The organism is Streptomyces sp. NPDC003456 (genome assembly GCF_042878735.1).
Taxonomy (GTDB): Bacteria; Actinomycetota; Actinomycetes; order Streptomycetales; family Streptomycetaceae; genus Streptomyces.
The window spans coordinates 1-17,598 of the sequence record NZ_JBIAOK010000004.1 but is presented as its reverse complement, the minus strand read 5'-3'; the positions used below and the strand labels follow the sequence as shown (position 1 = coordinate 17,598).

Here is a 17,598-nt window from a genome sequence, read left to right as displayed (position 1 = left end):
AGAGGGAGCCCGTCCGTTGGGCGGGCGGCTGCCTGCAGGCCCTTGCACGAGCCGGCTGGAGGGCAGGCGGTCCTGCGCGCCGTGGGCCCGCGCCGGAGCGCGAAGTCGGGCCTCGCGGGGGCACGTCGGGGGTCGTGGTGGTCACTTCGGTCGGCAACTGCTCGTGCGCGGTCATGGGTTCATGATGCAGACCGGCGACGGCGGGCGGGCGAGGCTGTGGACAACCCTCCGCCTGTGGAAAAACCAGGCCGTCGATCCGGCGTCAGCGGACCGCGAACGGCTCGTCCGTCCGCACGATGTCGCGGCCCAGCGGCAGCAGCGAGACCGGGATCAGCTTGAAGTTGGCGATGCCGAGCGGGATACCGATGAGCGTGAGGCACAGCGCGATGCCGGTGACGATGTGGCCCAGGGCGAGCCACCAGCCCGCGAGGACCAGCCACAGCACGTTGCCCACGCAGGACGGGGCGCCGGCGTCACGGCGTTCGACGGTCGTGTACCCGAAGGGCCACAGGGCGTAGACGCCGATGCGGAACGCCGCGACGCCGAACGGGATGCCGATGATGGTGATGCACAGGAGCAGGCCCGCCGCCATGTAGGCGAGGAACAGCCAGAAGCCGCTGAAAACGAGCCATATGACGTTGAGTACGGTCCTCACTGGTTCCCACCTGCCATCTTCTCGAGCCGGTCGATGCGATCCGCCATCGGCGGGTGTGTGGAGAACATCCGGGAAAGGCCCTGGCCGGGACGGAACGGGTTCGCGATCATCATGTGACTGGCCGTCTCGATGCGGGGCTCGGGCGGCAGCGGCAGCTGCTTGGTGCCCACCTCGAGCTTGCGCAGGGCACTGGCCAGGGCGAGCGGGTCGCCGGTGAGCTGGGCGCCCGAGGCGTCCGCCTGGTACTCCCGGGAGCGGCTGATGGCCAGTTGGATGACGGAGGCGGCGAGCGGGCCCAGCAGCATGATCAGCAGCATGCCGAGCAGACCGGGGCCGTCGTCGTCGTCGGAGCGCCCGATGGGGATGAGCCAGGCGAAGTTGACCAGGAACATGATCACGGAGGCGAGGGCGCCGGCGACCGACGAGATGAGGATGTCGCGGTTGTAGACGTGGCTCAGCTCGTGGCCGATGACGCCGCGCAGCTCACGCTCGTCCAGCAGGCGCAGGATGCCGTCCGTGCAGCACACGGCGGCGTTGCGCGGGTTGCGGCCCGTGGCGAAGGCGTTGGGCGCCTCCGTCGGGGAGATGTACAGGCGCGGCATGGGCTGGCGGGCCTGGGTGGAGAGCTCGCGGACCATGCGGTAGAGCTGCGGGGCCTCGAACTCGCTCACCGGGCGGGCGCGCATCGCGCGGAGGGCCAGCTTGTCGCTGTTCCAGTACGCGTACGCGTTGGTGGCCAGCGCTACCAGGACGGCGATGACGAGCCCCATGCGGCCGAAGAAGCTGCCGATGACGATGATGAGTGCGGACAGTCCCCCCAGGAGGACTGCTGTCCTGAGCCCGTTGTGCCGGCGGTGCACGGTACGCCCTCCAAGTCGTGCGGCAGGGGAACCCTCGCTTGCGTCTCTGCGGTGCCACCGGTGTCGTGGTGTCACGTCCAGTGGACCCTCCCGTACTGGTCAACGCCAGGCGGGAGGCACTAGTTCCCTTGTGCGCGCGGGGCCGGCCGTGAGCCGTACGGGTGACGGCCGCGGGCTCCGCCACGCACGCGTGCGGGGCCGGGTTCCCCGCACGCGCGTGGTGAAAGCGTGACCCGGGCGACGGTCCGGCTCAGAAGAGGCCGGTGTCGGTGAAGCGCAGGACCAGCTGCGGGGCACCGGACAGGGCGATGCCGAGGACTCCGGTGACGGCGATCGCGGCGGTGAGCGGCGCGGGCACGCGCTGCTTCTCGGGCTCGCCCTCGGGGGCGCGGAACAGCAGGGCCGTCCACTGCAGGTAGTAGAACAGCGCGATCACGACGTTGACGGCCATGATCACGGCCAGCCAGCCGAGGCCGGCGTCGACGGCCGCGGAGAAGACGGTGACCTTGGCGAAGAGGCCGATGATGCCCGGGGGCAGTCCGGCCAGGCAGAGCAGGAAGAAGGCCAGGAGCAGAGCGGACAGGGGGCTGGTGGCGTACAGGCCGCGGTAGTCGGCGACCCGGTTGAGCAGCTTGGTGCGGCCGACGAGTGCGGCGACGGCGAAGGCGCCCAGGTTCACGGCGCCGTACATCAGGGCGTAGGCGACGGTGGAGCCGATCGACTTCTCGGCGTCCCCGGAGTACGCGGCGGCCGCGATCGGCACCAGGAGGTAGCCGGCCTGGCCGACGGAGGACCAGGCGAGCAGGCGTACCGCGCTGTACGCGCGCGTGGTCTGCTGGCGCAGCGCCCCGACGTTGCCCACCGTCATGGTGAGCGCGGCCAGGACGGCGAGGGCGGGTCCCCAGACGTCGGCGTACGACGGCAGGGCGACGACCGTGACGAGGATCAGGCCGGTGAAGCCGACGGCCTTGCCGATGACCGACAGGTAGGCGGCGATGGGCAGGGGCGCGCCGACGTAGGTGTCGGGGACCCAGAAGTGGAAGGGGACGGCGGCCGTCTTGAAGGCGAAGCCGATCAGGGTGAGGACGACACCGGTCTGGGCGAGCGTGTCGAGTCGGCCGTCGACGTCCTGGATGCGTTCGGCGATCCGGGTGAGGTGGAGGGTGCCCGTCGAGGCGTACAGGAAGCTGACGCCCATGAGGCTGACGGCGGTGGCGGTCACCGAGGACAGGAAGAACTTCAGGGCCGCTTCGGAGGACCTGCGGTCGCCGTACTTGAGGCCGACCAGCGCGAAGGCGGGCAGAGAGGCCACTTCGAGCGCGACGATCAGGGTGGCCAGGTCGCGGGAGGCGGGCAGGAGCGCGGCGCCGGCGGCGGAGGACAGCAGCAGGAACCAGTACTCCCCCTCGGGCAGGTCCTTGCGGGCGTCCTTCAGCGCGGTGACCGACAGCAGGGCGGCGAGGAGGGCGCCGCCGAGGACCAGGAACTGGATGACCAGGGTGAAGCGGTCGGCCGTGTAGCTGCAGACGGCGGGGTCGCCGTTCAGGCAGAAGGTGCTGCGGTCGCCGTCCAGGAGGGGCAGCAGCAGCGCGGTGGCGGCGGCGAGCCCTGCGACGGACGTCCAGCCGAGGACCGTCTTGCGGTGCTCGGGCACGAACAGGTCGGCGACCAGCACGACGAGCCCGACGACCGCCGCGAGGGTGGGCGGTGCGATGGCGAGCCAGTCGATGGACTGGACCAGCGAGGCGGCCAGGGGCTGGGCCGGGGAGCTCATCGGGTGCCTCCTGCGAGGAGCTGCTGGACGGCCGGGTCGCTCAGGCCGAGCAGGGCTTTGGGCCACAGGCCGGCGACGACGGTGAGGACGACGAGCGGGGTCCAGGCGGCGAACTCGTACGAGCGGACGTCGGTGAGGCGGGGCGTGTCCTGGGGCAGGGCGCCCATGCAGACGCGCCGGACCACGGTCAGCAGGTACGCGGCCGTCAGCAGTGTGCCGAACGCGCCGATCGCCATGAAGGTGAGGAAGGCGGGGCGGCTGAGGCCCTCGGCGGGCTGGAACGCGCCGAACAGGGCCAGCATCTCGCCCCAGAAGCCGGCGAGGCCCGGCAGGCCGAGGGAGGCCACCGCCGCGAAGGCGAGCAGGCCGCCGAGGCGCGGGGCCTTGCCGTAGAGGGCGGCGCCGGTCTCCTCGGCGAGGGTGTCGAGGTCGGTGGTGCCGGTGCGGTCCTTCAGGGCGCCGACCAGGAAGAAGAGCAGGCCGGTGATCAGGCCGTGGGCGATGTTGGCGAAGAGGGCGCCGTTCACGCCGGTCGGGGTCATGGTGGCGATGCCCAGCAGGACGAAGCCCATGTGGCCGACGGAGGAGTAGGCGATGAGGCGCTTCAGGTCGCCCTTCGCACCCCGTCTGGCCAGGGCCAGGCAGGCCAGGGAACCGTAGATGATGCCGACGACGGCCAGGGCGGCGAGGTACGGCGCGAAGGTGCGGAAGCCGTCGGGCGCGACGGGTAGCAGGATCCGGACGAATCCGTACGTGCCCATCTTGAGCAGGACGCCGGCCAGCAGGACCGAGCCGACGGTCGGGGCGGCGGTGTGGGCGTCCGGCAGCCAGCTGTGCAGGGGCCACATCGGCGTCTTCACCGCGAGCCCGACACCGATCGCCAGAACGGCGATGACCTGCACGGATGTGGTCAGGGACCGGCCGTTGTCAGTGGCGAGTGCCACCATGTCGAACGTGCCCGCCTTGATTCCGATCAGGAGCAGGCCGAGCAGCATGACCACGGAACCGAGCAGCGTGTAGAGGATGAACCGCCACGCGGCCCGGCTCCGGTCCTCGCCGCCCCAGCGGGCGATGAGGAAGTACATCGGGATGAGGACCATCTCGAAGGCGAGGAAGAACAGCAGCAGGTCGAGGACGGCGAAGGTCGCGAGCGTGCCGGACTCGAGGACGAGCAGCAGGGCGACGAAGGCCTTCGGGGCCGGACCCGCCGGCATCTGGAAGTACGAGTAGAGCGCGCAGAGGAAGGTCAGCAGCGCGGTCAGGACCAGAAGGGGGAGGGAGATGCCGTCGATGCCGAGGTGGATGCGCACGTCGAGTGCGGGGATCCAGCTGATGTCGGTGCTGGCCTGCATCTTCGACGGCTGGTCGTGGTCGAAGCCGAACGCGAGGGCGATCGCCGCGAGGAGGACGGCGCCGGTGACGGTCACGCCGTGCCGGAGCACCGCCTGCTCGGGTGACTTCCCCTTCAGTCCGGGCGGGGCGGGCAGGAGAGCCGCGACGGCGCCGAGGAGCGGGCCGACGACGACGAACGCCAGAAGGAACTGCATCACGGACTCGCTGATATCGATCACGCCTGCTCACGCTCCCGTGGCGACGAGGACGACGGCGACCGCGAGGACGACGGTGCCGGCGAGCAGCGCGCTCACATAGGTCTGGACGTTGCCGGTCTGGGTGCGCCGTACGGCGGCGCCGAGCCAGCGGGGCAGCGCACCCGCACCGCGGACATAGGTCTCGACGACCTCGCGGTCGAGGAACCGCACGAGGCTCGCTCCGGCCTGGACCGGGCGGACGAAGAGGGCCGCGTACACGGCGTCCAGGTGGAAGCCGGCGGCCGCGTGCCGGTGCAGGGGGCCGAGCAGGAGCCGTCCCGGGTCGGCGGGGTCGGGTGCCTGGGCGATGTCTCCGTAGGCCGGCTCGTGGCTGGCGATGGCCTCGGCCTCGACCCGGGCGGCGTCGCCCTCGGGGTGGGCCGCGACGGCGCCCAGCGGGAAGCGGGCCGCGCGTGCGGCGGTGTGCCGCCAGGCGGCGTAGGTGACGATGCCGCCGGCCAGGGCGAGACCCGTGCCGAGCACGGAGGTGGTCAGGGTCGGGCCGAGGTCGCGGCCGTCGAACCAGTCGGGCAGCAGCCGGAAGGCGAACCCGCCGAGAGCAAGGGAGGGCACGGCCAGCACCCACAGCACGACGGTCATCGTGAGCGGCTGTCGGCCGTGGTCGGGGGCCTCCGCACCCCGGCCGCGGAAGGCCAGCAGCCACAGGCGTGCGGCGTAGGCGGCGGTGAGCACGGCCGTGAGCAGACCGGCGACCAGGACGATCCAGCCCGCCGCGGCGGGGGCGTGCTCGGTGTGCCCGGTGACGACGTGCTCGGCGACGCCGAGGACGGCCTCCTTGGAGAAGAAGCCGCTGAACGGCGGGATCGCGGCGAGCGCGAGCAGCGCCACGGTCATCGTCCAGTAGGCGTCGGGGACGCGGTCGCGCAGGTGGCCCATGCGGGACATGGCGGCCAGCGAGTTGGTGCCGGCGGCGTGGATGATCACGCCTGCGGCGAGGAACAGCAGCGCCTTGAAGGCGCCGTGGGACAGGAGGTGGAAGACGGCGGCGCCGCGGTCGCCGACGGCGAGGGCGCCGGTCATGTAGCCGAGTTGCCCGATCGTCGAGTAGGCGAGGACGCGCTTGATGTCGTCCTGGGCGAGCGCGGCGAGCGCCGAGCCGGCCATGGTGACGGCGGCCATGACGGCCATGACCACCATCGCGGCCTGCGAGGCCTCGAAGACCGGGAGGAGACGGGCGATGAAGTAGACACCGGCGGCGACCATCGTCGCGGCGTGGATCAGCGCGGAGACGGGGGTCGGGCCCGCCATCGCGTCGGGGAGCCAGGTGTGCAGCGGGAACTGCGCCGACTTGCCCGCCACACCTGCCAGGAGCAGCAGGGCGATCACCGTCGGGTGGTCCAGCCCGCCGCCGGCGACGGTGCTGAGGATGCGGGTGATGCGGAAGGACCCCGCGTCGGTGGCCAGGGCGAACAGGCCGATCAGGAAGGGGACGTCGCCGAGCTTGGTGACCAGGAAGGCCTTGAGGGAGGCGGCGCGGGCCTCCGGGGTCTCCCAGTAGTGGCCGACCAGGAAGTAGGAGCAGATGCCCATGACCTCCCAGCCGACCAGCAGCACCATCAGATCGCCGGAGTAGACGACCAGCAGCATCGCGGAGGTGAACAGGGAGACGAGGGCGGCGTAGGAGGGGTAGCGCGGGTCGTCGCGCAGGTAGCCCGTGGAGTAGATCTGCACGCAGGAGGCGACCAGGCCGACCAGGACGGCGACGAGAGCGGCGAAGCCGTCGATGTGCAGGGCCAGCTCGATCGGCACGGAGCCGGTCGGGGTCAGCTCGGTGGCCGAGTCGACGGCCGGGCCACCGCCCTGGCGGGCGGCGACCAGCGCGGCGAGGACCAGGGAGGTGAGGGTCGGCAGGACGGCGAGCGGGCGCGCGAAGCCGGGGGCCGTGCGGCCCAGGAGCAGGCCGGCGACGGCGCCGAGGAACGGCAGGAGGGGGACGAGGACGGCGAGGGTGGTCGTGGTCACGCGGTGGCCTCAGCCTTCTGGGCCTCGCCGGTCGGGCCGGGGGTGTCGGTGTCGTGGCCGTCGTGGCCGGATCCGTCGGGGCCGTCGGGGTGATGCCGTTCGGCGGTGTCGCGGAGCTTGTCGATGTCCGCGGTGCCGCGGTTGCGGTGGACGGCGAGGACGATCGCCAGTCCGATGCCGATCTCGGCGGCGGCGATGGCGATGGTGAACAAGGTCAGGGCCTGGCCGGAGTGCAGGGTCTCCTCGGCGGCCTTGCTGAGCCACACGTCGAAGGCGACCAGGTTGAGGTTGACGGCGTTGAGCATCAGCTCGACCGACATCAGGACCAGGATCGCGTTGCGGCGGGCGAGGACGCCGTACAGGCCCGTGCAGAAGAGGAGGGCGGAGAGCACGGCGGGATAGGCGAGGTGCATCAGCGGGTCCCTTCCGTGCCACGGCGGGGGGTGCGCCCGGTGTCCGACGAGGGCGCGTCGGTTTCGCTCGTCTTCTCGGACCCGGACGCCCCGGCGGCCTCGGTTGCTCCGGCACTCGGGGTGGATCCGGCCTTGGGGGTCGGTCCGGCACTCGAGGTGGATCCGGCCGTGGCGGTTGCTCCGGCCCTGGGGGTCGGTCCGGCCTGAGCGGGCGGTCCGGGCTTGGCGGGCGGTCCGGGCTTGGCGGTTGCTGCGGCCCTGGTGGCTGGGTCGGCCGTGGAGGCCGCCTCGGCCTTGGACTTGCGGGAGAGGACGATCGCGCCGACGAGGGCGGCGAGGAGGAGGACGGAGAGGGCCTCGAAGGGGAGGACCCAGTTCTGGAAGAGGCTCGCCCCGGTGACCTCGGTGGAGCCGGCGGCGGGGCCGTCCAGGTCGATCCAGGTCGTGCGGAAGGCGTCGACGACGACCCAGACCAGGGCGGCGGCCGCGGCGACGGCCACGGTGAGGGCGGCCCAGCGGTTGCCGGAGTCGGCGTCCGGTGACCGGCCGATGGGGGCCCTGGTGAGCATCAGGCCGAACAGGAGGAGGACGACGACGGAACCGACGTAGATGAGGACCTGCACCCAGGCGATGAACTCCGCGGTGAGCAGGAGGTACTCGACGGCGAGACCGCCGAGGGCGACGACGAGCCACAGGGCGGCGTGCACGAGTTGCCGGGTGGTGACGGTGACGAGGGCGGCGCCGAAGGTGACCAGGCCGACCAGGAGGAAGGCGATCTCGACGCCGCTCGGCGACAGGAAGCCGCGGGTCTCGGCGGCGGCCGTCGCGGAGTGCGCCAGGAGCTGGGCCTGGGCGGCGCTTGCGGAGACGGTCACGCGGTGCCCCCCTGCCCCGGCTCGGGCCGGTCGGAGCCCGGTCCGGGTCCGTCCACCTGCTGCTGGGAGTCGCCGTGGGCGCGGGTGGGCTGCTCGGCGGCGCGGGCCTGCTCGTCGGCGTGCGGTTCGGTGACGGGCGGGGCCTGCTGGGCGGCGAGCTTGTCGGCGGCCTTGCGGGCGGCGGCGAGTTCCTTGGGTTCCTCCGCGCCGGGGTCGAGGGCGGGCGGGGCCGGGACGGTCCACATCCACTCGCGGAGCTTGTCGCGCTCGTGGGTGAGGTCACGGATGTCGGTCTCGGCGTACTCGAACTCCGGGGACCAGAACAGGGCGTCGAAGGGACACACCTCGATGCAGATGCCGCAGTACATGCACAGGGCGAAGTCGATGGCGAAGCGGTCGAGGACGTTGCGGCTGCGCTCGCGGCCACCGGGGGCCGCGGGCGGGACCGTCTCCTTGTGGGAGTCGATGTAGATGCACCAGTCGGGGCACTCGCGGGCGCACAGCATGCAGACCGTGCAGTTCTCCTCGAACAGGCCGATCACACCGCGGGAGCGGGGCGGGAGCTCGGGCTGGACGTCCGGGTAGTGCGCGGTGACGGACTTCTTCGTCATCGTGCGGAGGGTGACGGCCAGGCCCTTGGCCAGGCCACTTCCTGGAATGGGGGCCATGGTTACTGGATCACCACCTTGACGACGCCGGTGAGGGCGATCTGGGCGAGGGCGAGGGGGACGAGAAGGGTCCAGGACAACTTCTGGAGCTGGTCCTCGCGCAGGCGCGGGTAGGTGACGCGCAGCCAGATGACGAGGAAGGCGAGGACGGCGGTCTTCAGCAGGGTCCAGACCCAGCCGAGGCCGTCGGCACCCCAGGGGCCGTGCCAGCCGCCCAGGAAGAGGACGGTGGTCAGACCGCACAGGACGACGATCCCGGCGTACTCGGCGAGGAGGAAGAGGGCGAAGCGGAGGCCTGTGTACTCGGTGTAGGCACCGAAGATGATCTCCGAGTCGGCGACGGGCATGTCGAAGGGCGGGCGCTGGAGTTCGGCGAGCCCGGCCACGAAGAAGACGATCGCGCCGACGATCTGCCAGGGCAGCCACCACCACTCGAAGGCGTCGAGGATGCCGGGGAGGGAGACGGTGCCCGCCGCCATGGCCACCGAGGCGGCGGTCAGCAGCATGGGCAGTTCGTAGGCGAGGAGCTGGGCGGCCGTGCGCAGGCCGCCGAGGAGGGAGAACTTGTTCGCGGACGCCCAGCCGGCCATGAGCGACCCGAGGACGCCCACGCCCATGACGGCCAGGACGAAGAAGACGCCCGCGTCGACGACCTGGCCGACGGCGCCCTCGTCCGGTCCGACGGGGATGGCGAGCAGGACGAGGAGATAGGGCAGGAGGGCGACGGCGGGGGCCAGCTGGAAGATCCGGCGGTCGGCGCCCGCGGGGACGACGTCCTCCTTCTGCGCGAACTTCACGCCGTCGGCGATCAGCTGGGCCCAGCCGTGGAAGCCGCCGGCGTACATGGGGCCGACGCGGCCCTGCATGTGGGCCATCACCTTGTGTTCGGTCTGGCCGATGATCAGGGGGAAGGTGAGGAAGACGACGAAGACGATCAGGAGTCGCAGGATGACGTCGAGCACGTCGTTCACCGCGGGCCTCCTGCGGAATCCGGGGTATCGGGAGTCTCGGGGGTATCGGGGGTATCGGGGGAATCAGGGCGGGGGTCGGGGTCGGCCTCGGGCCCGGATCGGGGGCCGTCGGGCGTGCCGGGCCTGTCGGGCGTGGTGGGCTCGTCGGCGGGCTGCCGGCCGTCACGCGGCTTCGCCTCGCCGGCAGCGCTCGCGCCGTCGCGCGGCTCGCCGGGCTTCACCTCGTCCGCCGCCGGCCGCGCCGTCTCCCCGGTGGGGTCACCTGCGGTGTCTCCTGCGGTCTCCCCTGTGGGGTCGCCTACGGGGTCGCCTGCGATGTCCCCTGTGGTGTTCGGCCGCTCGGGTTCCGGCTCGTCGAAGGCCGGGCGGGCGTGGTGCCAGGGGGCGTCCGTGCTGCGCGGGGCCCGGTTGGGGCCGCCGGTCGGGGTGGCGGTGCCCTGGTCGTCCCCGGTCCCGGCCGGCGGGGCGGAGCGCTGGCTCGCACTGCCCTCCGACGCGCTGCGCGAACGGCGCGGCCCGGCGGAGGAAGCCGGCCGTGTGCGCTGGGACGCCGAGCCTTCACTCGCGCTGCGGGCCCGGCGCGGGCCCGTCGACGCGGCGGGGTCCCCGGTGGCCGGGGCACTCGGGGTTTCCCCGCTCGCGGAAGTCGCCGACTCGGCAGCTCCCGACCCGGCCCCGGCCACGCCCGCGGCACCAGTCGAGTCAGCGGCACCACCGGAGTCCGCAGCACCACCCGAGTCACCAGCAGCACCCGAGTCGCCAGCGCCACCGGCTCCGGCGGCACCACCGGCGATGCCCGCACCACCCTTGTCGGCGGCAGCACCCGCCTGAGCGACCCGCCCAGCGGCCTCCGACGCGGCGGCGGAACCGCTCGCGGCAGCAGTGCCCGTCGCGGCGGTGGAACCGCCGAGGCCCGCGGCTTCCGCCGTGGCGGAACCGGCCGCAACCGCAGGTCCCTGGCTCGCCGAGCCCTCCGACGCCGAGCGCGTGCGCCGCACCGGGCGCTCGCCTGCGGCACGGGGTGTGCGGGCAGGGCGTTCGCCCGCCGCACGAGCGCCCCTGGCCGGACGCGCCGGAGCCGGGGGGAGCTGGCCCTTCAGGGGGCCCCATTCGTTCGGGTCGGGCACACCGGGCGGGAGCATCTGGCGGCGCTTGGGACCGCCGTGCTCGGACTCGCCGGGTTCCTTCGCACCGGGCCATGCCTTGGCGACGCGGGCGGCCAGGACGAAGTCCTTGCGCAGGGGGTGGCCCTCGAAGGTGTCGGGCAGCAGGAGGTGGTCCAGCGCCGGGTGGCCCTCGAAGGTGACGCCGAACATCTCGTGCGTCTCGCGTTCGTGCCAGGCGGCGCCGGCGTAGACGCCGATGGCCGAAGGCAGGGTGGGGGCCTCGTGCGGGACCGTCGTCCGCAGCAGGAGGCGGCGGAGCGGGGACAGCGCGGCGACGTGGGCCGCGACGCGGAAGCCGGTGCCCGGTTCGTCGACGGCGCTCAGCCAGTCGAAGTAGGTGCAGCCCAGCCGGTCGCGGGCGGTCTCCAGAGCGGAGATCCAGGCGGCCGGGGGCACGTCGACCGTGAGGACCTCGTAGGACTCCTCGGCGGTGGCGTCGGGACCGAAGAGTTCGCCGGTGTCGGCGGGCAGCCAGCCGACCGCGGTCATCGACCCTCCTCCCCGGACGCAGCCCCATCAGCAGCCCCAGACCCGGACCCGGAGCCGGCCCCGGAAGCAGAGCCAGACCCAGACCCGGACCCGGACCCGAAGCCAGCCCCATCAGCGGAGCCAGACCCAGACCCGGCCGCACCGGAATCCGCCCCCGGCGGCCGGACCAACCCGCTCTGCAGAGCCGCCGCCGAAGGACGGGCCGGACTGTCGCCGTACCGCTCCCCGAGCGACTCCCGGGCGATCTTCTCCTGGAGCTTGAGGATGCCCTGCAGGAGCGCCTCGGGCCGGGGCGGGCAGCCGGGGACGTAGACGTCGACGGGGATGATCTGGTCGACGCCCTTGGTGACGGCGTACGAGTCCCAGTACGGGCCGCCGCAGTTGCTGCACGCGCCGAAGGAGATGACGTACTTCGGCTCGGGCATCTGCTCGTAGAGGCGCTTCACGGCCGGGGCCATCTTGTCGGTGACCGTGCCGGAGACGACCATCAGGTCGGCCTGGCGGGGGCCCGGCGCGAAGGGGATGACGCCGAGGCGGATGAAGTCGTGGCGGGCCATGGACGCGGCGATGAACTCGATCGCGCAGCAGGCGAGGCCGAAGTTGAAGACCCAGAGCGAGTAGCGGCGGCCCCAGTTGAGGATCACCTTCATCGGCTCGGGCGCGAGGCGCGCGAGGGTGCCGAGCCGCCGGGGCTCGGGCAGCAGTACGGGCTCGGGGGTCACGTCCATGCCAGGACGCCCTTCTTGTAGGCGTAGAGCAGGCCCACGGCCAGGAAGCCGAGGAAGACGAACATCTCGACCAGGGTCGCGGCGCCGTAGCCGGGGGCGGCGAAGACGGTCGCCCAGGGGAACAGGAAGATCGAGTCGACGGCGAAGATGACGTAGAGGAACGCGTAGACGTAGTAGCGGACCTGGGTGTGGGCCCAGCCCTCGCCGACGGGGTCGACGCCGCATTCGTACGTCAGCAGTTTCTCGGGGGTCGGGACCACGGGCCGCAGCAGGCGGCCGGCCCCGAAGGCGACGGCGACGAAGAGCACGCCGACGACGGCGAGCAGGCCGACGACCGAGTAGGCCCGGAAGTAGTCCGCCGCGACGACGGTCGTGGTGACGACGGTCGGTTCCGGCACGTCCGTCCCTCGCTCCCTGAAACTCGTACTGGTTCCTGTGACGGTCCCGCGGTACCCCGGCGGGAGGCCGGAAACACGCACGCCGTCGTTCGGCGATCTGTACGCACGGGAGTCTAGGCCCTGATAAAGGCAGGGTAAGCAGCCCGTCACCGCCGGGATCACGGGGGTGGGGTTTTCCTCAGGGGATCCTGGCGGCACACCTCATGGCGCGGCCGTCCGCGGCCGGGCACGCTTACGCACATGACCGAACGCTTCCCGTCCCCCGGCGCGCAGGCGGCCGCGGGGGCAGCCGGGCAGGACGGCCACCCGCCGCCGCCCCGCTTCGCCTACGACCGGCACACCTGGAAGGAGATCGCGCATCTCCTGGCGAACCTCCCGGTGTCGCTGCTCGGTTTCACCTACGTCGTGACGGTGCTGTTCACGGGGTTCGGACTGACCGTCACGGTGGTCGGGTTCCCGCTGCTGGCGGCCGGGCTGATCGGGGCGCGGCAGCTGGGCCGGCTGGAGCGGGCCCGGGCCAGGGCGCTGCTCGGCGTGCGGGTGGAGGAGCCGAGCCGGCTGCGGCTGCGCGGCGGGGGCGGCTTCTTCCAGCGGCTGTGGATGCAGTTGAAGGACCCGGTGGGCTGGCGGACGGTGCTCTACGAGTTCATCCGGCTGCCGTGGGGGGTGCTGACCTTCGCCGTGACGACGGCCTCGCTGTTCGTGCTGTGGCCGGTGCTGCCGTTCATCGCGCGCGGGCTGGCCAACGCCGACCGGGCGATGGTGCGGGCGCTGCTGTCGCCCTCCGACGAACTGGAGCGGCGCATCGCCGAACTGGAGTCGGACCGGGGGGTGGTGGTCGACACGGCGGCGGCCGACCTGCGGCGCATCGAGCGGGATCTGCACGACGGGGCGCAGGCCCGGCTGGTCAACCTGGCGATGGGGCTGGGCCTGGCCAAGGAGAAGGTGCTGGAGGACCCCGACGCCGCGGCGGCGATGGTCGAGGAGGCGCACGGCGAGGTGAAGCTGGCGCTGCAGGAACTGCGGGACCTGGCCCGGGGCATCCACCCGGCGGTCCTCACCGACCGCGGACTGGACGCGGCCCTGTCGTCGGTCGCCACGCGCTGCACGGTCCCGGTGAAGGTGACGGTCGACCTGCCCGCGCGTCCGGCCGCGGCCATCGAGGGCATCGCCTACTTCACCGTCTCGGAGCTGCTGCAGAACGTCAGCAAGCACAGCCGGGCGAGGTCGGCCTCGGTCGAGGTGTGGCGGACGGACGACCGGCTGCTGATCCAGGTGCGGGACGACGGCCGCGGCGGCGCGAGCGTCGACGGCGGTACGGGGATGAGGGGGCTGGCGGACCGGCTGAACGCGGTCGACGGCCTGTTCGTCCTGGAGTCCCCGGAGGGCGGTCCGACGACGGTCACGGCGGAACTGCCCTGGCGCGAGCGGGACACCGCCGCCGGAACAGCCCCCTCCGACTAGCAAGCCCCGCTTCGGTGAGGCCCCGCCGGTTCCTGACCGGCGGGGCCTCGCGCATGCCCGTGCCCCCTCGTGCGGCCGGCTCCTCCCCTGGGGTGGGGAAAACCCCCCGTCCAAGACGCCGACGGCCTTCATGGTCCGCGGGCGCGCGGACGAGGAGGGTGGAGGTACGAGGGAACAGCCGCAGGACGAGGAGAAGGACGGCGCCGATGGCCACGGGATACGGACAGGGGTACGGGCTCGACGGCGAGGCCGGGTTCCGCGGGAGCACCGAGCGGCGGCACCGGCTGCCCGCCGTACTGCGGGCGCCGGTCGAGGGCCGCACCTGGCGAGAGCTGGGCTACGTGCTGCTGAGTCTGCCGATCAGCGTGCTGCTGTTCACCTACGCGGTCACGATGGTCTCGCTGGGTGCGGGCCTGCTGGTGACGTTCCTCGGCATCCCGGTGCTGGCGGCGGCGCTCGCCGGGTGCCGCGGCATCGGCACGGTGGAGCGGGCCCGGGCGCGGGCGCTGCTGGGCCTGGACGTGGCCGAGCCGGAGCCGCTGCGGGTGCGCAAGCGGGGCGCCATGGCCTGGATGGGGGCCGTCCTGAAGAGCGGCACCTCCTGGCGGGCCCTGCTGTACTCGGTGCTCCAGCTGCCCTGGGCGATCTTCTCCTTCGTCGTCGCCGTGAACGTGTGGGTGCTGGGCTGGGGGCTGTTGACGTACCCGCTGTGGTGCTGGGTGTTCCCCATGTACACCGGGCAGGACGGGATCCAGCTGTACGGCGACGAGACGCACCGGGTGTACCTCGACAACCCGTTCGAGATCACGGTGACCGCCCTGGTGGGGCTGCTGTTCACGATCGCCACGCCGTGGATCGTGCGGGCCCTGACGATGGTGGACCGGCTGATGGTGCACGGGCTGCTCGGGCCGTCGCGGCTGGTCTCGCGGGTGGTGGAGCTGGAGTCGGACCGCGGGGTCGTGGTCGACACGGCGGCGGCCGACCTGCGGCGCATCGAGCGGGACCTGCACGACGGTGCGCAGGCCCGGCTGGTGGCGCTGGCGATGGACCTGGGGCTGGCGAAGGAGAAGCTGCAGGAGGACCCGGATGCGGCCGCGCGGATGGTGGACGAGGCGCACGGCGAGGTGAAGACGGCGTTGCAGGAGCTGCGGGACCTGGCCCGGGGCATCCACCCGGCGGTGCTGACCGACCGCGGACTGGACGCGGCCCTGTCCGCGGTGGCGTCGCGCTGCACGGTGCCGGTGCAGGTCGAGGTGGACCTCGCGGAGCGGCCGGCGCCGGCGATCGAGGGCATCGCGTACTTCACGGTGTCGGAGCTGCTGCAGAACGTCAGCAAGCACGCGCGGGCGACCTGGGCGGGCGTGGAGGTCTGGCGCACGGAGAACCGGCTGATGCTGCAGGTCGTGGACAACGGCGTGGGCGGCGCGGACGTGTCCGCCGGATCGGGCCTGGCGGGCCTGGCCGAACGGCTGGACGCGGTCGACGGCATCCTCGTCGTGGACTCCCCCGCAGGCGGGCCGACCCGGGTGACGGCGGAACTGCCGTGGCGGGGCGCGCGGCTCCGGTGACCCCCCGAGTGCGTCCGGTGGAACGAGGAGCACCCGCCCCGGACCACTGACCAGCAGGACCCGGCGGCGCCTGCCTCCTCCGGCACGGAAGGGGGCAGGCGCCGCCCGGCGTCCCCCCAAGAGCGGCGAGCCCCGCAGGATCCTCCTCCCCCCGGTCCGGCGACGAGCACGCCCTCCCTCCACGCGATTCCGCCGGGCCGGATGCCCGTCCCGTGTCCCATCCGGGCGCCGGTCCTGAAATGCTGGACCCGTCGCCCGGGTGGGCGCGGGGCCGTCGGGGCCCGCGGACGGGCGGCGTCGGGGCCAGGGGGGCCGAACATCGTGGAGGACAGGGTGCGGGTCGTCATCGCCGAGGATTCAGTGCTGCTCAGGGAGGGCCTGACCCGGTTGCTGACCGACCGCGGGCACGACGTCGTCGCGGGCGTCGGCGACGGTGAGGCGCTGGTCAAGACGATCACCGAGCTGGACGCGCAGGGCGAGCTGCCGGACGTGGTCGTGGCCGACGTGCGGATGCCGCCCACGCACACCGACGAGGGGGTGCGGGCGGCGGTGCAGCTGCGCAAGGCCCACCCGGGCCTGGGCGTGCTCGTGCTGTCGCAGTACGTGGAGGAGCGGTACGCCACGGAGCTGCTCGCGGGCTCCAGCCGGGGCGTCGGCTACCTGCTGAAGGACCGGGTGGCCGAGGTACGGGAGTTCGTCGACGCCGTGGTCCGGGTGGCCGGGGGCGGTACGGCCCTGGACCCGGAGGTGGTCGCCCAGTTGCTGGGCCGCAGCCGCAAGCAGGACGTGCTGGCGGGGCTCACCCCGCGGGAGCGCGAGGTGCTGGGGCTGATGGCCGAGGGGCGCACGAACTCGGCGATCGCCCGGCAGCTGGTGGTCAGTGACGGGGCCGTGGAGAAGCACGTCAGCAACATCTTCCTCAAGCTCGGGCTGTCCCCCAGCGAGGGGGACCACCGCCGGGTGCTGGCCGTGCTGACGTACCTCAACTCCTGACGGGGCGGTGCACCGAACCGGAAGACCGCGCACGAGCGTCTCCAGCAGCGGCACCACCTGCACAAACCAGGCAGGGCGGGTACGCGGGAGGGGCTCGATGTCGTGTCCAACATGCAAATGACCCCAGGAACGCGACCCGCGCGGTCGTAGGGTTGATCCAGGGAGGCCTGCGGGAAGGCCTGTCCGGGACAGCCGCCTCGAGGGAGGTCCAGTTCAGTGACCAGCCAGGTCAGCAGCCCAGCGGAGCAGGCCGACGAAACTGTCGTAGGAGAACAGCGCAAAGCGGTGGGGGCGAAGGACGTCCGTCGTCTCGACCGGGTGATCATCAGGTTCGCGGGTGACTCGGGTGACGGTATGCAGCTCACCGGTGACCGTTTCACCTCGGAGACGGCGTCGTTCGGCAACGACCTGTCGACGCTGCCGAATTTCCCGGCGGAGATCCGGGCGCCTGCCGGGACGTTGCCGGGTGTGTCGTCGTTCCAGTTGCATTTCGCCGACCATGACATCCTCACGCCCGGTGACGCGCCGAACGTGCTGGTGGCGATGAATCCGGCGGCGTTGAAGGCGAACATCGGGGACCTGCCGCGCGGCGCGGAGATCATCGTGAACACCGATGAGTTCACGCGGCGGGCTATGCAGAAGGTCGGCTATGCGGCCAGTCCGTTGGAGGACGGTTCGCTGGACGGCTACAGCGTGCATCCGGTGCCGTTGACGACGTTGACGGTGGAGGCGCTGCGGGAGTTCGATCTGAGCCGTAAGGAGGCCGAGCGCAGCAAGAACATGTTCGCGCTGGGTCTGCTGAGCTGGATGTATCACCGGCCCACCGAGGGCACGGAGAAGTTTCTGCGTGCCAAGTTCGCGAAGAAGCCGCAGATCGCGGCGGCGAACATCGCGGCGTTCCGGGCGGGATGGAACTTCGGTGAGACGACGGAGGATTTCGCGGTCTCCTATGAGGTGGCTCCGGCGGCGACGGCGTTCCCGCCGGGGGTGTATCGCAACATCTC

16 protein-coding genes are annotated in these 17,598 nt (G+C 72.3%); 4 read left to right on the top strand and 12 right to left on the bottom strand.

All coding sequences use genetic code 11. The features are described 5' to 3' along the window. Nucleotides 1-262: 262 nt before the first annotated feature. The 12 genes from ACFYWG_RS16215 to ACFYWG_RS16160 all read right to left on the bottom strand — a co-directional run bounded on the left by ACFYWG_RS16215 (nucleotide 263) and on the right by ACFYWG_RS16160 (nucleotide 12,569). A complete protein-coding gene (locus tag ACFYWG_RS16215) occupies nucleotides 263-655 on the bottom strand; it encodes a YccF domain-containing protein (RefSeq protein WP_383509856.1) in 393 nt (130 codons plus the stop codon). Beyond that, nucleotides 652-1,515, bottom strand: a complete 864-nt coding sequence (htpX, locus tag ACFYWG_RS16210) for a zinc metalloprotease HtpX (RefSeq protein WP_383509859.1) — start codon at nucleotides 1,513-1,515, stop codon at nucleotides 652-654. The genes ACFYWG_RS16215 and htpX overlap by 4 nt, the downstream gene beginning before the upstream one ends. 250 nt (nucleotides 1,516-1,765) lie before the next feature. Then, nucleotides 1,766-3,289 (bottom strand): NADH-quinone oxidoreductase subunit N, encoded by a 1,524-nt coding sequence (locus ACFYWG_RS16205; protein ID WP_376329171.1) that lies wholly within the window; start codon nucleotides 3,287-3,289, stop codon nucleotides 1,766-1,768. After that, nucleotides 3,286-4,860 carry an NADH-quinone oxidoreductase subunit M gene (locus tag ACFYWG_RS16200; RefSeq protein WP_389201857.1) on the bottom strand — a complete coding sequence of 525 codons (1,575 nt, stop codon included), beginning with the start codon at nucleotides 4,858-4,860 and terminating at the stop codon, nucleotides 3,286-3,288. The genes ACFYWG_RS16205 and ACFYWG_RS16200 overlap by 4 nt, the downstream gene beginning before the upstream one ends. A gap of 6 nt (nucleotides 4,861-4,866) precedes the next feature. Next, the gene (locus ACFYWG_RS16195; RefSeq protein WP_389201855.1) at nucleotides 4,867-6,861 is read right to left on the bottom strand and encodes an NADH-quinone oxidoreductase subunit L; all 1,995 of its coding nucleotides are present in this window, start codon (nucleotides 6,859-6,861) and stop codon (nucleotides 4,867-4,869) included. Then, on the bottom strand, nucleotides 6,858-7,274 hold the full coding sequence (nuoK, locus tag ACFYWG_RS16190) for an NADH-quinone oxidoreductase subunit NuoK (protein WP_385419719.1): 417 nt from the start codon (nucleotides 7,272-7,274) through the stop codon (nucleotides 6,858-6,860). The genes ACFYWG_RS16195 and nuoK overlap by 4 nt, the downstream gene beginning before the upstream one ends. Next, nucleotides 7,274-8,149, bottom strand: a complete 876-nt coding sequence (locus ACFYWG_RS16185) for an NADH-quinone oxidoreductase subunit J (protein ID WP_389201853.1) — start codon at nucleotides 8,147-8,149, stop codon at nucleotides 7,274-7,276. Before ACFYWG_RS16185 ends, nuoK begins: the two co-directional genes overlap by 1 nt. Beyond that, nucleotides 8,146-8,817: a NuoI/complex I 23 kDa subunit family protein gene (locus ACFYWG_RS16180; protein WP_383509877.1), complete on the bottom strand. Its 672-nt coding sequence runs from the start codon at nucleotides 8,815-8,817 to the stop codon at nucleotides 8,146-8,148. Before ACFYWG_RS16180 ends, ACFYWG_RS16185 begins: the two co-directional genes overlap by 4 nt. 2 nt (nucleotides 8,818-8,819) lie before the next feature. Beyond that, a complete protein-coding gene (locus tag ACFYWG_RS16175; RefSeq protein ID WP_383509880.1) occupies nucleotides 8,820-9,788 on the bottom strand; it encodes an NADH-quinone oxidoreductase subunit H in 969 nt (322 codons plus the stop codon). After that, a complete protein-coding gene (locus tag ACFYWG_RS16170) occupies nucleotides 9,785-11,443 on the bottom strand; it encodes an NADH-quinone oxidoreductase subunit C (RefSeq protein WP_389201850.1) in 1,659 nt (552 codons plus the stop codon). The genes ACFYWG_RS16175 and ACFYWG_RS16170 overlap by 4 nt, the downstream gene beginning before the upstream one ends. Continuing rightward, nucleotides 11,440-12,171, bottom strand: a complete 732-nt coding sequence (locus tag ACFYWG_RS16165; RefSeq protein WP_389201848.1) for an NADH-quinone oxidoreductase subunit B — start codon at nucleotides 12,169-12,171, stop codon at nucleotides 11,440-11,442. Before ACFYWG_RS16165 ends, ACFYWG_RS16170 begins: the two co-directional genes overlap by 4 nt. Next, on the bottom strand, nucleotides 12,162-12,569 hold the full coding sequence (locus ACFYWG_RS16160; protein ID WP_376329150.1) for an NADH-quinone oxidoreductase subunit A: 408 nt from the start codon (nucleotides 12,567-12,569) through the stop codon (nucleotides 12,162-12,164). Before ACFYWG_RS16160 ends, ACFYWG_RS16165 begins: the two co-directional genes overlap by 10 nt. A gap of 240 nt (nucleotides 12,570-12,809) precedes the next feature. Between ACFYWG_RS16160 and ACFYWG_RS16155 the strand changes: the two genes are divergently transcribed. The 4 genes from ACFYWG_RS16155 to ACFYWG_RS16140 form a co-directional block, all read left to right on the top strand. Further along, nucleotides 12,810-14,033 (top strand): sensor histidine kinase, encoded by a 1,224-nt coding sequence (locus ACFYWG_RS16155; protein WP_376329147.1) that lies wholly within the window; start codon nucleotides 12,810-12,812, stop codon nucleotides 14,031-14,033. A 206-nt stretch (nucleotides 14,034-14,239) separates the two neighbouring features. After that, on the top strand, nucleotides 14,240-15,601 hold the full coding sequence (locus ACFYWG_RS16150) for a sensor histidine kinase (RefSeq protein WP_383509890.1): 1,362 nt from the start codon (nucleotides 14,240-14,242) through the stop codon (nucleotides 15,599-15,601). Nucleotides 15,602-15,934: 333 nt separating this feature from the next. After that, nucleotides 15,935-16,594, top strand: a complete 660-nt coding sequence (locus tag ACFYWG_RS16145) for a LuxR C-terminal-related transcriptional regulator (protein WP_383509895.1) — start codon at nucleotides 15,935-15,937, stop codon at nucleotides 16,592-16,594. A 216-nt stretch (nucleotides 16,595-16,810) separates the two neighbouring features. Continuing rightward, nucleotides 16,811-17,598: 2-oxoacid:acceptor oxidoreductase family protein (locus tag ACFYWG_RS16140; RefSeq protein ID WP_389201845.1), on the top strand; the 788-nt coding region annotated here is incomplete at its 3' end.

Excerpts from the sequence above, each read along its gene's own strand:
- ACFYWG_RS16180 (WP_383509877.1), bottom strand. The coding sequence starts at position 8,817 with ATGGCCCCCATTCCAGGAAGTGGCCTGGCCAAGGGCCTGGCCGTCACC.
- nuoK (WP_385419719.1), bottom strand. The coding sequence starts at position 7,274 with ATGCACCTCGCCTATCCCGCCGTGCTCTCCGCCCTCCTCTTCTGCACG.
- ACFYWG_RS16170 (WP_389201850.1), bottom strand. The coding sequence starts at position 11,443 with ATGACCGCGGTCGGCTGGCTGCCCGCCGACACCGGCGAACTCTTCGGT.
- ACFYWG_RS16165 (WP_389201848.1), bottom strand. The coding sequence starts at position 12,171 with ATGGACGTGACCCCCGAGCCCGTACTGCTGCCCGAGCCCCGGCGGCTC.
- ACFYWG_RS16205 (WP_376329171.1), bottom strand. The coding sequence starts at position 3,289 with ATGAGCTCCCCGGCCCAGCCCCTGGCCGCCTCGCTGGTCCAGTCCATC.
- ACFYWG_RS16150 (WP_383509890.1), top strand. The coding sequence starts at position 14,240 with ATGGCCACGGGATACGGACAGGGGTACGGGCTCGACGGCGAGGCCGGG.
- ACFYWG_RS16155 (WP_376329147.1), top strand. The coding sequence starts at position 12,810 with ATGACCGAACGCTTCCCGTCCCCCGGCGCGCAGGCGGCCGCGGGGGCA.